The sequence below is a fragment of the Novosphingobium anseongense genome, assembly GCF_037482895.1.
Classification (GTDB): Bacteria; Pseudomonadota; Alphaproteobacteria; order Sphingomonadales; family Sphingomonadaceae; genus Novosphingobium; species Novosphingobium anseongense.
The window spans coordinates 987,063-1,000,873 of the sequence record NZ_JBBHJZ010000001.1 but is presented as its reverse complement, the minus strand read 5'-3'; the positions used below and the strand labels follow the sequence as shown (position 1 = coordinate 1,000,873).

The 13,811-nt window shown below is 67.5% G+C and carries 15 protein-coding genes; 7 read left to right on the top strand and 8 right to left on the bottom strand.

Annotated features, from left to right (window positions below):
• The first annotated feature begins 35 nt into the window (after positions 1-35).
• Positions 36-2,354, top strand: a complete 2,319-nt coding sequence (locus WG901_RS04835) for a patatin-like protein (protein WP_339585875.1) — start codon at positions 36-38, stop codon at positions 2,352-2,354.
• Between the two features lie 77 nt (positions 2,355-2,431).
• On the opposite strand, the gene dnaJ is transcribed toward WG901_RS04835, so the two are convergent.
• Complete coding sequence (gene dnaJ, locus WG901_RS04830) at positions 2,432-3,565, bottom strand: molecular chaperone DnaJ (RefSeq protein WP_339585874.1); 1,134 nt, start codon at positions 3,563-3,565, stop codon at positions 2,432-2,434.
• Between the two features lie 72 nt (positions 3,566-3,637).
• Positions 3,638-5,557: a molecular chaperone DnaK gene (gene dnaK, locus WG901_RS04825; RefSeq protein ID WP_339585873.1), complete on the bottom strand. Its 1,920-nt coding sequence runs from the start codon at positions 5,555-5,557 to the stop codon at positions 3,638-3,640.
• A gap of 212 nt (positions 5,558-5,769) precedes the next feature.
• On the opposite strand from dnaK, the gene WG901_RS04820 reads away from it, so the two are divergent.
• Both WG901_RS04820 and WG901_RS04815 read left to right on the top strand, forming a co-directional pair.
• Entirely contained in the window at positions 5,770-6,270 is a 501-nt protein-coding gene (locus WG901_RS04820) for a copper chaperone PCu(A)C (protein WP_339585872.1), read from the top strand.
• Positions 6,271-6,329: 59 nt separating this feature from the next.
• Entirely contained in the window at positions 6,330-6,758 is a 429-nt protein-coding gene (locus tag WG901_RS04815; RefSeq protein WP_339585871.1) for a vgr related protein, read from the top strand.
• A 27-nt stretch (positions 6,759-6,785) separates the two neighbouring features.
• On the opposite strand, the gene WG901_RS04810 is transcribed toward WG901_RS04815, so the two are convergent.
• From WG901_RS04810 to WG901_RS04795, 4 genes are all read right to left on the bottom strand, one after another.
• On the bottom strand, positions 6,786-7,046 hold the full coding sequence (locus WG901_RS04810; RefSeq protein ID WP_339585870.1) for a YgdI/YgdR family lipoprotein: 261 nt from the start codon (positions 7,044-7,046) through the stop codon (positions 6,786-6,788).
• Between the two features lie 136 nt (positions 7,047-7,182).
• Entirely contained in the window at positions 7,183-7,743 is a 561-nt protein-coding gene (gene grpE / locus WG901_RS04805; protein WP_339585869.1) for a nucleotide exchange factor GrpE, read from the bottom strand.
• A gap of 15 nt (positions 7,744-7,758) precedes the next feature.
• Positions 7,759-8,802, bottom strand: a complete 1,044-nt coding sequence (hrcA, locus tag WG901_RS04800) for a heat-inducible transcriptional repressor HrcA (protein WP_339585868.1) — start codon at positions 8,800-8,802, stop codon at positions 7,759-7,761.
• 19 nt (positions 8,803-8,821) lie between these two features.
• The gene (locus WG901_RS04795) at positions 8,822-9,340 is read right to left on the bottom strand and encodes a hypothetical protein (RefSeq protein ID WP_339585867.1); all 519 of its coding nucleotides are present in this window, start codon (positions 9,338-9,340) and stop codon (positions 8,822-8,824) included.
• Between the two features lie 72 nt (positions 9,341-9,412).
• Between WG901_RS04795 and rph the strand changes: the two genes are divergently transcribed.
• Both rph and rdgB read left to right on the top strand, forming a co-directional pair.
• On the top strand, positions 9,413-10,129 hold the full coding sequence (gene rph, locus WG901_RS04790; protein WP_339585866.1) for a ribonuclease PH: 717 nt from the start codon (positions 9,413-9,415) through the stop codon (positions 10,127-10,129).
• 19 nt (positions 10,130-10,148) lie between these two features.
• Positions 10,149-10,775: an RdgB/HAM1 family non-canonical purine NTP pyrophosphatase gene (gene rdgB, locus WG901_RS04785; protein ID WP_339585865.1), complete on the top strand. Its 627-nt coding sequence runs from the start codon at positions 10,149-10,151 to the stop codon at positions 10,773-10,775.
• Here the strand turns inward: rdgB and WG901_RS04780 are convergent.
• Complete coding sequence (locus WG901_RS04780; protein WP_339585864.1) at positions 10,772-11,347, bottom strand: CAP domain-containing protein; 576 nt, start codon at positions 11,345-11,347, stop codon at positions 10,772-10,774. The genes rdgB and WG901_RS04780 overlap by 4 nt on opposite strands.
• Before the next feature lie 66 nt (positions 11,348-11,413).
• Between WG901_RS04780 and hemW the strand changes: the two genes are divergently transcribed.
• Together hemW and WG901_RS04770 are read left to right on the top strand one after the other, a co-directional pair.
• Positions 11,414-12,565: a radical SAM family heme chaperone HemW gene (hemW, locus tag WG901_RS04775; RefSeq protein WP_339585863.1), complete on the top strand. Its 1,152-nt coding sequence runs from the start codon at positions 11,414-11,416 to the stop codon at positions 12,563-12,565.
• Positions 12,566-12,567: 2 nt separating this feature from the next.
• Positions 12,568-13,464 carry a tyrosine recombinase XerC gene (locus WG901_RS04770; protein ID WP_339586645.1) on the top strand — a complete coding sequence of 299 codons (897 nt, stop codon included), beginning with the start codon at positions 12,568-12,570 and terminating at the stop codon, positions 13,462-13,464.
• On the opposite strand, the gene WG901_RS04765 is transcribed toward WG901_RS04770, so the two are convergent.
• Positions 13,461-13,811 carry a hypothetical protein gene (locus WG901_RS04765; RefSeq protein ID WP_339585862.1) on the bottom strand — a complete coding sequence of 117 codons (351 nt, stop codon included), beginning with the start codon at positions 13,809-13,811 and terminating at the stop codon, positions 13,461-13,463. The two genes, WG901_RS04770 and WG901_RS04765, sit on opposite strands and share 4 nt — an antisense overlap.

The following is a 13,811-nucleotide window of genomic DNA, read 5'->3' as shown; positions in this document are numbered from 1 at the left end:
CCCATGCCATCCCTTGCACGAGAACGGGGAGGCCCATGCGCCAGAAGGAACTCCGCATCGCGCTGGTCTGCTACGGCGGCGTCAGCCTTGCGGTCTATATGCACGGCGTCACCAAGGAGCTGTGGAAGGTCACGCGCGCCAGCCAGGCGTTCTGCGAGGGCACGGGTCGGCTTGCAGGTGTCGAGCATGTCTATCGCCGTCTGCTCCAGCAGATGGAGACGCAGCACGGCGTGCGGCTGCGGGTGATGAACGACGTCATCGCTGGCGCCAGCGCGGGCGGGCTCAACGGCGTGTTCCTCGCCCAGGCGATCCATTCGGGCCAGTCGCTCGAGCCGCTGACGCGGCTCTGGCTCGATCGTGCCGACGTCGACGTGTTGCTCGATCCCGATGCGCGGCCCGGCTGGCGCTTCGCCAAGATGTGGGCGTTGCCCTTGGTCGGCTGGATGCTGCGCCGGCCGGGCAACGTCGTGTCCGAAAGCGTCGCGCCCGAGACGCGCGCCGAAGTGCGCGGCAAGCTCTCGCGGCTGATCCGATCGCGCTGGTTCGAGCCGCCCTTCGGCGGGCTCGGTTTCGCGCGGCTGATCGCCGAGGCGCTTGAGGCGATGAAGGAAAGCGAGACCGGGCCGCCGCTGCTGCCCGCCGGCCATCCGCTCGACCTCTTCGTCACCGCCACCGACTTCAAGGGGCACATGGAAGTGCTTCGCCTCAACAGCCCGCCGCTGGTGCAGGAGAGCGAGCACCGCCTGTCGATCGGCTTCCGCGCAGCAACCCCTGTCCAGTCTGGCGGCCAACTCGCGCCGGTGCCCGAACTGGTCTTCGCCGCGCGCGCGACCGCAAGCTTCCCCGGCGCCTTCCCCGCGCTGCAGCTGTCCGAGATCGATACCCTGGCCAAGGAGCGGGACATCGCCTGGCCGACGCGCGATGCCTTCGTCGAGCGGATCATGCCCGAACACGCGCGGCGTGGCGTTGCCGATGGGGTATCGCTGATCGACGGATCGGTGCTGGTCAATGCGCCTTTCGCCGATGCCATGGGCGTGCTGCGCGATCGCCCGGCGCAGCGCGAGGTCGACCGGCGCTTCGTCTACATCGATCCGCGGCCCGATCGCATCGGTGGGCTCGAACGCGGCGATCCCAAGCCGCCGGGTTGGTTCTCGGTGATCTTCGGCTCGCTGTCCTCGATTCCGCGCGAACAGCCGGTGCGCGACAACCTCGACGCCATCGCCGCGCAGTCGCACGAGCGTGCACATCTCGGCTCGATCGTCGCGGCGCTGCGGCCCGAGGTCGAGGCGACGGTCGAGAAGCTGTTCGGCCGCACCCTGTTTCTCGATCGGCCGACGGTGAAGCGGCTGTCCTCCTGGCGCGCCAAGGCGCAGCAGGCGGCGGCCGAACAGGCGGGCTTCGCCTACCACGGCTATGCCCAGGTCAAGTTCGCCGGCGTCGTCGACATGCTCGCCGAGATCATCTGCGAGGCAGCGCGGGGCCTGTCGCTGCCCTCGCGCGAGCCGATCGCCAACCACCTGTTCGGCTATTTCGCCGCGCATGGGCTCGATCACATCTCCGATCTCAAGGGTGGCGCGACCAAGGAGGCGATCGCGTTCTTCAGCGAGCACGACCTTCCCTTCCGCATCCGCCGTCTGCGCCTGCTCGCGCGAAGGTTGACTCAGGACTGGGATGGCGAAGGCGGCGATGTCGCCGAAGAGGCGCGCGAGAAGGCGCGCGAGGCGGTCTACAATGCGCTGTCGCTGTATTTCGACCGCGAGAGCTCGAACTGCCTCGGCGCCGATTTTCCCAAGCTCGCCGAGCAGGTCTTCCACGATCCCGCGGCCGTGCTCGCCGGGATCGCCGAGCGCCGGCGCCTGGCCGAGACCGACCAACTCGTCGACGCCATGCTCGCTGCGGCCATGGCCGACATGCCCGCTGCACTGCGCCGGCGCATGTTGCTCGCCTATCTCGGCTATCCGTTCTACGACACGGTGACCCTGCCGCTGCTGCGGGGCGAAGGCCTGACCGAATTCGATCCGGTCAAGGTCGATCGCATCTCTCCCGACGATGCCCGCTCGATCCGCGCCGGCGGCACCCAGGCGACCCTGCGCGGGGTCGAGTTCTACAACTTCGGCGCGTTTTTCAGCCGCGCCTATCGTGAGAACGATTACCTCTGGGGGCGCCTCCACGGTGCGGAACGGATGATCGACCTGATGGTCTCGTCGCTACCCGACAACGCGACGTTCTCGGCCGAGGAGATGCAGGCCTTCAAGCGTGAGGCCTTCCTCGCGATCCTTGACGAGGAGGAAGGCCGGCTCTGCGCCGATCCTGGATTGGTGCGCGGGATCAGAGCGGAAGTCGCGCCTCGGTGAGCGATCTCTGCGCCACGCTGCGCGTCAGATGTACCTGAAGGAACAACTGACGCGGCGTGATGGGAAAGCGACCCGACCTAGTCGGTCAGGTCGTTCCAGGCTTCCTTGATCCGATCGAAGAAGCCTTTCGAGCCCGGGCATTCGTCACCGGTCTCGGTGGCCTGCAACTCGCGCAGCAGTTCCTTCTGGCGGACCGACAGTTTGGTCGGGGTTTCGACCGAAATTTCGACGACCAGGTCGCCGCGGCCGCGGCCCTGAAGCACGGGCATGCCGACTCCGCGCTTGCGCAGTTGCTTGCCCGACTGGATGCCCGCGGGAATTTCGATCTTGTGACGTTCGCCGTCGAGACCGGGGATCTCTATGTCACCACCGAGCGCGGCGGTCGTGAAGGTGATCGGCACGCGCGTGATCAATGTCGTGCCTTCGCGCTCGAACACCGAATGGCGTTTGACGTGAAGGAAGATGTAGAGATCGCCCGGAGGCGCACCGAACGGACCCGCTTCGCCCTTGCCGGCAACGCGGATGCGCGTGCCTGAATCGACGCCCGGCGGCACGTTGACCTCGAGCGTCTGCGGTTTGTCGACGCGGCCCTCACCGCCGCACGATCGGCAGGGCTTCTCGATCACCTCGCCGCGGCCGTGGCAGGTCGGGCAGGTGCGCTCGACCATGAAGAAGCCCTGCTGCGAGCGCACCTTGCCATGACCGCCACACAGCGTGCAACGACGCGTGCCGGTGCCCGGCTCGGCGCCTTGACCTTCGCAGGGTTCGCAGATCTGCGACACCTCGATGTCGATCTGCGCGGTCTTGCCGTGGAACGCCTCGTCGAGGCTGATTTCCATGTCATATCGCAGGTCGGCGCCGCGGCGCGCCTGCTGGCGACCGCCGCCGCCGCCGAAGGCGCTGCCGAAGATCGATTCGAAGATATCGCCGAAATCGCCGCCAAAGCCCTGCCCGCCGCCGGCACCACCGCCGCCGCCGTTCTGGAAGGCCTCGTGACCATAGCGATCGTAGGCCGCGCGTTTCTGCGGATCCTTCAGGCAGTCGTAGGCCTGACTGATTGCCTTGAAGCGGGCCTCGGAGTCCGAGCACCCCGGATTCTTGTCCGGATGCCAGCGCATCGCGAGCTTGCGATAGGACGACTTGATCGTCGCATCGTCCGCGGTCCGCTCGACTTCGAGCAGTTCGTAATAATCAATTTCGGCTGACGCCATTACCCGACCCCGATCAAATCCCCGCCGCTCCCGTCGAAACGGAAGCGGCGGAAACTCGCTAGTTCGCTACCATCAAGCCTTGTTGTCGTCGACTTCCGAGAACTCGGCGTCCACGACATCGTCGTCACCAGCCTGGGCGTTGCCGCCCTCACCACCGGGAGCAGCACCCGCGGCCTGGTCCTTCTCGTAGATCGCCTGACCCATCTTCATGGCGACTTCGGTTAGCGCCTGGGCCTTGGCGGTCATCTCGGCGGCATCGTTGCCTTCGAGCGCGGTCTTGGTCGCGGCGATCGCGGCCTCGACTTCGCCCTTGAGGCCGGCGTCGATCTTGTCGCCGTGTTCGGCGATCTGCTGCTCGGTCGCGTGGACCAGGCTGTCGGCGTTGTTGCGCGCCTCGGCCGCCTCGCGACGCTTCTTGTCCTCTTCGGCGAACTTCTCGGCGTCACGGACCATCTGGTCGATGTCGCCGTCCGAAAGGCCGCCCGAGGCCTGGATGCGGATCTGCTGTTCCTTGCCCGTGCCCTTGTCCTTGGCGGACACGTTGACGATGCCGTTGGCGTCGATGTCGAAGGTGACCTCGATCTGCGGCACGCCGCGACGTGCCGGCGGAATGCCGAGCAGGTCGAACTGGCCGAGAATCTTGTTGTCCTGCGCCATCTCGCGCTCGCCCTGGAATACGCGGATCGTCACCGCCTGCTGGTTGTCCTCGGCGGTCGAGTAGACCTGGCTCTTCTTGGTCGGGATCGTCGTGTTGCGGTCGATCATCTTGGTCATGATGCCGCCCAGCGTCTCGATGCCCAGCGACAGCGGGGTCACGTCGAGCAGCAGCACGTCCTTGACGTCGCCCTGGAGCACGCCCGCCTGGATCGCCGCACCCATGGCGACGACTTCGTCGGGGTTCACCCCGGTGTGGGGTTCCTTGCCGAAGAACTCCTTCACGACTTCGCGCACGCGCGGCATGCGCGTCATGCCGCCGACGAGAACGACCTCGTCGATGTCACCGGTCTTGAGGCCGGCGTCGGCGAGCGCCTTGCGCATCGGCTCCTTGGTGCGCTCGATCAGGTCGGCGACCATCTTCTCGAGGTCCGAACGCGTGATCGTCTCGACCAGGTGGAGCGGCGTGGTGCTGCCGCCTTCCATGCGCGCGGTGATGAAGGGCAGGTTGATCTCGGTCGAGGCGGTGCTCGACAGCTCGATCTTGGCCTTCTCGGCCGCTTCCTTCAGGCGCTGAAGAGCGAGCTTGTCGGTCTTCAGGTCCATGTTCTCCTTGGCCTTGAACTTGTCCGCCAGCCATTCGACCAGCTTCGAGTCGAAGTCCTCGCCGCCCAGGAAGGTGTCGCCGTTGGTCGACTTCACCTCGAACACGCCGTCGCCGATCTCGAGGATCGAGACGTCGAAGGTGCCGCCGCCGAGGTCATAGACCGCGATCGTCTTGCCGTCGTTCTTCTCGAGGCCATAGGCCAGAGCGGCCGCGGTCGGCTCGTTGATGATGCGCAGCACTTCGAGGCCCGCGATCTGGCCGGCGTCCTTGGTCGCCTGGCGCTGCGCGTCGTTGAAGTAGGCCGGGACCGTGATGACGGCCTGGGTGACGGTCTCGCCGAGGTACGATTCGGCGGTTTCCTTCATCTTCTGCAGAATGAAGGCCGAGATCTGCGAGGGCGAATAGTCTTCGCCGCCGGCATTGACCCAGGCGTCGCCGTTCTTGCCCTTGACGATCGTGTAGGGGACGAGCTCGGTGTCCTTCTTGGTCACCGGGTCGTCGAAGCGGCGGCCGATGAGGCGCTTCACCGCGAAAATCGTGTTGTCGCCGTTCGTGACAGCCTGGCGCTTGGCCGGCTGACCGATCAGACGTTCGCCGTCCTTGGTGAAGGCGACGATCGAAGGCGTCGTGCGCGCACCTTCCGCGTTTTCAATGACCTTGGGCTTGCCGCCGTCCATCACGGCGACGCAGCTGTTCGTGGTGCCAAGGTCGATACCGATTACTTTAGCCATTCTTACCCCATTCCTAGCATCGTGTGTGACACCGCACGGTGCGCCTCCCCGAAGGCGAGGCGGCTCGGCGGCTCTCGACTTGGGTTCCGCACCGGGACGCGGGAACCGCCATCGTTGCTGCGCGATATAAGAGCGGTTTTTATTGGCACAAGAGCGTTGCAGCATTAGCGAGGTACCCGGTTCGCGCCGTCGCGCTCGAAAGGATTCCGCCGATGAAATCGCTGCTTTTTCTCGCCCCCCTCGCCGTGCTCGCGCTGACCGCTTGCGGTGAGGCGAAGAAGCCGGCGGATGCGCAGCCGAGCGAGACCGCCGCAGCGCCCGATGCCAAGCCGGGCATAACGGTCGCCGACGGGGCGCTGTCGCTGCCCGTGGTGAAAGGGCGGCCGGGGGCGGCCTATTTCACCGTGACCAACGGATCTGCCGCCACGGCTTCGCTCGCCGCGGTTTCGATCGACGGTGCCGGCAAGGCCGAGATGCACGAAACCAGGGGCGGCGCCATGGCACCGCTCGACGCGCTCGAAGTGAAACCCGGCGAAACCGTGAAGTTCGAGCGCGGCGGCAAGCACGTCATGGTCTTCGATCTCGCCGAGACGGTGAAGGCCGGCGGCTCCGCCGAAATGACGCTGACCTTCGCGGGCGGCGACAAGGTCTCGGTGCCGCTCAAGGTCGAAAGCATCGCCGGTGCAATGGACATGGAAGGCCACGGCAACTGACCGCAGGCACCTGCCCCGTCGGCGGCGAGCGCGGCCTGACCACGGGCGAACGCGCATTGGTGCGCTCGGTGTTCGGGACGGCGATCGATTGCGGGCCGGTGCGGATCCGGCGTCGGCGCTGGCATCCGCTGCAGCCGCGCAACGTGACCATGGCGCCGTGCGGGCACATCCATTTTCCGCCGAACTCGCCATTCTATTGCGACGACTTCGCCCAGGCGGGACTCGAACGGCAGGGGCTGTTCATTCACGAGATGACGCATGTCTGGCAGTCGCAGCGGCGCGGCGCGCTGTACCTGCCGCTGCACCGCCATCCGTTCTGTCGCTATGACTACAGCCTCAAGCCGGGCTGGCCGTTGACGCGCTATGGCATCGAGCAGCAGGCCGAGATCGTCCGCCATGCTTTCCTGCTGCGTCGGGGCGTGAAAATGGCCGGGGTTTCGGACCCGGCCATCTATGATCGACTTGTCGATTTTCCCGGAGCGGGCTGAGCAAATCCAGCCCGCTCCAGCGAACGATCAGCAGTCGCGGTCGTAGTAACGATCGCCGTTGCGGTCGCGGCGATAGCAGCCGTCGCGATCGCGCTTCGAGGCCGTAGAGCCGGCTACCGCGCCAGCAGCCGCGCCGATCGCGGCACCGGCACCGACGTCGCCCGCGAGCGCACCGACGCCCGCGCCGAGCGCGCCGCCCGCGAGGGCGCCTTCACCGGCGTAGTTGGAAGCACAGCCCCCGAGCGCGAGCGCGCCGGCGGCCATGATGGGGAGGATGAGGGAACGCATGATATGTCTCCGATTGCCTGTCGCTGTGAAAGGCAAACGGCTGATTCTCGCGCGAGTTCCGTAAGGTTTTGTACTTAACCGCTGACCGTGCCCGGCCAGTCGACGTTTTGTCGACCGGCCGGGCGTGGCCGCTGGATCAATCAGGCTTCTTGGCCACGGCGACCATAGCCGGGCGCAGCAGGCGATCCTTGATCATGTAGCCGGCCTGCAGTTCCTGCACGACGGTGCCTGGCTCGGCCTCGTTTGACGGAACCTCGAGCATGGCCTGGTGCTGGTTGGGATCGAGCGGCAGGCCCTTGGCGGCGATCCGGCTGATGCCGTGCAGGCCGAAGACCTTGTCGATCTCGCGCGCGGTGGCTTCGATGCCCGCGACCAGGCCCTTGAGCTTCTCGTCCTCGCGCAGGTCGGCCGGAACCGATTCGAGCGCCCGCGAAAGATTGTCGGCGACCGACAGGATATCGCGCGCGAAACCGGTGGCGGCATAGGCGCGGGTGTCGGCAATGTCCTTCTCGAGCCGGCGGCGGACGTTCTGCGTCTCGGCGCGGGCGTAGAGCACTTCCTGCTTCTGCGCCTCGAGCTGGTCCTGCAGGTCCTTGAGCTCGCCGCCCAGTGTGGCGCCACCGAGCAGTTCCTCGGGCACGCCGTTCAATTCTTCGGCCACCGCCGCGTCGTCGTGCTGCGTCTTGTCGTCGTTCATTATAATGTAGTTCCGCTATCCGATAAGCTTGCCCAGGCTCTGGGCGGTGAAGTCCACCATGGGGACGACGCGCGCATAGTTCAACCGCGTCGGCCCGATAACCCCCACCACGCCGATGACCCGGCCATCGCGGTCGCGATAGGGCGAGGCGATAACCGAAGAGCCCGAAAGCGCGAAGAGCCGGTTCTCCGAACCGATGAAGATCCGCGTCGAATCGGCCTCGCGCGCGAGGTCGAGCATCTCGGCGACCGACTGCTTGTTCTCGAGATCGTCGAGGAGCATGCGCACGCGCTCGAGATCGCTGAGCATGGCCTCGTCGAGCAGGTTGGCCTGGCCGCGCACGATCAGCACGGGCCGGCGCGTGGCATCCTCGCTCCAGACCGCGAGCCCGCGTTCGACCAGGTCGCGGCTCGCCGCATCGAGCGCCGAACGGCCCGAGGCGATCTCGGCGCGCATGAGCCCGGCGGCTTCGGCCAAGGTGCGTCCACTAAGCCGCGCGGTGACATAGTTCGAAACCTGCTCGAGCGCGCCCGGCGGCACCAAGCCGGGCAAGGGCACGACGCGGTTCTCGATCCCGCCGTCCTCGCCGACGAGCACCGCGAGCGCACGATCGATACCGAGTGGCACGAGGCTGAACTGGGCGAGCTGTGGCTCGCGGCGCGGCACCATGACGACGCCGGCGCAGGCCGAGAGGTCGGACAAAACCGCGCTGGTCGCGGCGAGCGCGTGCTCGATCGGCCCGGGTTCCTGCATCCGCCGCTCGATCGCGGCGCGCTCGTCGGCGGTGGGCTCGGCCGCCTGCATCATGCCGTCGACGAAGAGCCGCAAGCCGACCTCGGTGGGCATGCGCCCGGCGCTGGTGTGCGGCGCGGCGAGCAGGCCGAGCTGTTCGAGATCGGCGAGCACCGAGCGAATCGAGGCCGGCGAGAGGTTGAGCCCGCCCGCGCCCGCCAAGGTCTTCGAGCCGACCGGCTGTCCCGACGACAGGTAGCCTTCCACCGCTAGGCGGAAGATCTCGCGAGCGCGATCGGTCAGTTCGGAGATGGGAGGTGTGGGCATGATGAGGGCTTTTCGGGCGTCAGCGGTTCGAGGGACGCTCGACGATATAAGGCTTTGGCTCGATTGCCGCCCGTTTCTCGACGAGATCGTGCGCGGCACGCAGCTGTTCGCGCACGGCATCTGCCTCTGGCGAGAGGCACCCGCCGTTGAAGGCGTAATTCTGCCGAGCGCCCGGATAGTCCCAGGTGATCGCGCCATAGGGCATGTCGGTGATCTCGTCGCGGCACTTTACGTCCTTGGCGGTGCGCGTGCGGATCGGCTCGACCGCGGCAGCGAAGGCGCGCAGGGCTTCGGGAGGCAAGGTCATGCGATACTTGCTGACGTCGCCCTCGCCCTTCCCCAGCCCCGAACCGCGCCAGAACTCACCGCTGCCGTCGGGGTTGACCTGCCAATGCGTCAGCAGTCGGCCCCAGCTCGACACTTCATAGGTGACCGGACCGGGCAGCGTCGCCGCAGCGGACGACGTGCCAGTGCGCTCGCCCGCGGCGCAGGCAGACAGGACCATCGCAGTCAACAGCGGCAGCAGGCTTCGTCTCAACGGGCTTCTCCACGGATTGCCACTCTCATGGCTAGGGGATAGGGCGCCGCCAACTCAAGTGAAAGGATTCCCATGCGACCCTCCGGCCGCGCGCCTGACGAAATGCGCGCCCTGTCTTTCGAGACGAATTTCACCATCCATGCCGAAGGCTCGGTGCTGGTCTCGTTCGGCAACACCAAGGTGCTGGTGACCGCCTCGGTCGAGGAAAAGGTCCCGCCGTTCATGCGCGGCAAGGGCGAAGGCTGGGTCACGGCCGAATATTCGATGCTGCCCCGCGCCACGCACACGCGCGGCAGCCGTGAGGCGGCCAAGGGCAAGCAGTCGGGCCGCACGCAGGAAATCCAGCGCCTGATCGGTCGCGCGCTGCGCTCGGTCGTCGATTTCAAGAAGCTCGGCGAGCGTCAGATCGTGCTCGACTGCGACGTGATCCAGGCCGACGGCGGCACGCGCACCGCGGCGATCTCGGGCGCCTGGGTGGCGCTGCGCCTCGCGGTCGACGGTCTGCTCGCCAAGAAGCTGATCACCGAGGACCCGCTGCCGCGCAAGGTCGCCGCAGTTTCCTGCGGCATCTTCGAAGGCACGCCGGTGCTCGACCTCGACTACCCCGAGGATAGCGCGGCCGATGCCGACGCCAACTTCGTGCTGATCGAGGGCGGCCACATCGCCGAGGTCCAGGCCACGGCCGAAGGCGCGACCTACGACGAGGAAAGCCTGCTGCGCCTGCTGCGTCTTGCGCGCATCGGCTGCGAACGCATCTTCGCGGCCCAGGCGGAGGCTGTCGCCAAGTGACCCGTCGGGCAAATTCTCTATGAGAAAGTTGGGTTCCGAGACGCTCGTCATCGCCACGCACAACGCGGGGAAGCTCAAGGAGATCTCCGCGCTGCTCGCCCCTTACGGCGTGCAGTGCGTGTCGGCGGGCGCGCTCGGGCTGGCCGAGCCGGTCGAGGACGGCACGACCTTCGTCGAGAACGCGCTGATCAAGGCGCGCGCGGCGGCGCAGGCGGCGGGCCTGCCCGCGCTGGCCGATGACAGCGGCATGAGCGTCGCCGCGCTCGGCGGACGTCCGGGCGTCTATACGGCCGACTGGGCGGAGCGGCAGTCCTTCGAGGGTGAGCCCGGCCGCGACTGGTACATGGCGATGGGCAAGGTCGAAGGTCTGCTCGCCGAACAGGGCCCTGCGGCCGATCGTTCGTGCTGGTTTTCCTGCGTGCTGGCCCTCGCCTGGCCCGACGGCGAGACTGCGGTCTACGAAGGCCGCGTCGACGGCACCTATACCTGGCCGCCACGCGGGACCATGGGCTTCGGCTACGATCCGGTCTTCGTGCCCCACGGCCGCGATTGCAGCTTTGCCGAGCTAGACCCTGCGGAAAAGCAGAAGATCAGCCACCGCGCGGATGCTTTCGCCAAGCTGGTGGCCGAACAGTTCGGCGCTTAACCCACGCTCTCGCCGTAGACGTTCCCCGCGGGCCAATAGCGGCAGACCATGACCTCGTCGCGCCCGCCGCGGACGACGGCGCAGCCGACTTCCTGGGTCTCGGGCCAGATGATCTGCGTATAGTGGCCGACATCGGCCCAGTTGCCTGTGCGCGAAACGTTGGGGAAACGACCAGGGCGGAAGGCGCGGCGTTCGGAGAGGAACGAGGCGACCATCTGTTCGGGGCTATAGTCGTTGGCCGTGCCCATCCACAGGTTCTCGCCGTCGTCGCCGTTCGAATGCTCGAAAGCGCCCCGGCGCGCGAGCGAGCTCGCCCATTGCTGCGCCTGGGCCGAGAGGCGCGCGTTCCAGCGCAGCGGGCGCAGTCCCATGCGCGAGCGCTCGCCGTTGTGGGTGTTGAGCACGCGGCTGGCGAAATCGCCCGACGGCGGCGCCGAGTACCGCGAAGCATAGCCCGCATAGCGCGGCGCGTAATCGGCGGCTTCGCCAGCGGCGACGGTTGATGGTACGAAGGTGGCGGTCAGCGCGGCACCGGCGGCGGCGAGGACCAGGGCATTGAGCAGACGTTTCATGCCGCGGATTCTGCCGAACTGCGGTAAAGCCCGGTTCAAATTCCAAGTTTAACGAGTGTTAACCCAATGGCGCGCGCGCTCTATATCCACTGGCCCTTCTGCCTTTCGAAGTGCCCCTATTGCGACTTCAACAGCCACGTCCGCGACCGCGTCGACCATGGCCTGTGGGAGCGCGGCCTGCTCGCCGACATGGCGCGGGAGGCGCAGATCGCCGGTGGCGAGAAATTGACCTCGATCTTCTTCGGCGGCGGAACGCCGTCGCTCATGCCGCCTGCGCTGGTCGAAAGGCTGCTGGCCGAGGCCGAGCGGCTTTGGGGTTTCGCCGAGGGTATCGAGATCACGCTCGAGGGCAATCCCTCGTCGGTCGAGGCGGCGAACTATGCCGTGCTGGCGAGCGCCGGGATCAACCGCGTCTCGCTCGGGCTGCAGGCGCTCGACGACGAGACGTTGCATTTTCTCGGCCGGCTGCATGGCGTCGAAGAAGGGCTTGCCGCGCTCGACGTCGCGCAAAAGCAGTTCGACCGCGTCAGCTTCGACTTGATCTACGCACGCCCCGGCCAGACGCCCGAGATGTGGCAGGCCGAACTGGCGCGGGCGCTGGCCTTCGGCACCGGCCATCTCTCGCTCTACCAGCTGACGATCGAGCCGGGCACGCGCTTCGCGACCTTGGTGCGCGAGGGCAAGTTTGATCCGCTCGACGACGATGCCGCGGCCGACCTGTTCGAGCTCACGCGGACGATGACCGAGGCGGCCGGCCTCCCCGCCTACGAGATCAGCAACCACGCGCGCGCCGGCGAGGAGAGTCGCCACAACCTCGTCTACTGGCGCTACCAGGACTATTGCGGGATCGGCCCCGGCGCGCACGGTCGCCGCGCGGGCCAGGCGACGGTCCGCCACCGCAAGCCCGAGAACTGGCTCGCCGCGATCGAGAAGCAGGGCGACGGCCTGGCCGAAGCCCGCGTGCTTGGCATCCGCGAGCAAGCGAGCGAGGCGATGCTGATGGGGTTGCGTCTGGCCGAGGGTGTCGACATCGCCAGGCTCGCCGCGCGCTTCGGGCTGAGCCAGCATCAGCTCTGCGATCCGGCCAAGCTCACCTTCTATGCCGGCCAGGGCCTGACCTGGCGCGCGGGTCCACGCCTGGGTGTGACGCCGCAGGGCATGCCGCTGCTCGACGCGCTGCTCGGCGAGCTGGTGCCGGCCGAACTGGTGGCGGCGTGAGCCTGACCCGCGCCGACGTACTCGAGGCCTGGGGTTCGTACCTCGCGGAGAGCCGCCGGCGTTCGCCGCATACGGTGCGGGCCTATGTCGCAACCGCGGCGCGGCTGCTCGATGGGCAGATGGAGTTCGCGTGGCAGACCCTCGCGCGCCTCGATACCGCGGTCTTGCGTACACAGCTGGCCGCGCGCCGCGCCGAGGGCATTTCCAACGTTTCGGCCGCCCGAGAGCTTTCGGCGCTCAAGGGCTTCATCGCCTTTGCCCGATCGCAAGCCGGCGAAGCCGACGCCGCCCCGCCCCGCATGCGCGGTCCGCGCATCAAGAAAGGCCTCCCCCGCCCCATCACCCCCGACGAGGCGGTCAATCTCGCGGTCGCGGTCGACGAGGATGCCGCCGAGCCCTGGATCGGCGCGCGCGACCGCGCCGTGCTACTGCTGCTTTACGGCGCCGGCCTGCGCATTGCCGAGGCGCTGTCGCTCAAGGGCGGCGCGCTGCCGCTGGGAGAGGTGCTCCAGGTCACCGGCAAGGGCGGCAAGCAGCGTGTTGTGCCGCTGCTGCCGATCGTGCGTGAGGCCGTGGCCGACTACGTCGCCAAGGCGCCCTGGCCGATCGTTCGTGACGAGCCGCTGTTCCGCGGCGCCAAGGGCGGGCCGCTGTCGCAGGGCATGGTGCAGAAGGCCGTGGCGCGCGCGCGGATCTCGCTCGGCCTGCCGCCGACCGCGACGCCGCATGCTTTGCGCCACAGCTTCGCGACGCACCTGCTCGGCGCCGGCGCCGACCTGCGCTCGCTGCAGGAACTGCTCGGCCATGCCAGCCTGGGGTCGACGCAAATCTATACCAAGGTCGACGCGGCGATGCTGCTCGACGTCTACCGCAACGCCCACCCGCGCGAGCAAGCCTAGCGCCGAACGGCGTTGAACGTTCCGCTGCGTCCGGCGGCGCGCATGGTTCCGGTGATCCGATTGCCCGCGACCCGCCCCGCGAAGCTCAATGTCACGCTCATGATGGCGACCTTGGTCTTGAAGCTCCAGGCCACCTGATCGCCGGTCGACGACAGGCTGGTCAGCGGGTGCGACTTTCTACCCTCAACATCGACGCAGGCCCCACTCGCGCCGTTGAACTGGCAGTCGAGCACGAAAGTGCGGCCGGCTATCGCGCCGTTGACTCGCCAGGCGCCGTTGGCCTCCGCCTGGGCCGAAGACGCCAGGACACAAAGCGCGATCGCACCGAGCGTGGACCAGAGCCGCAT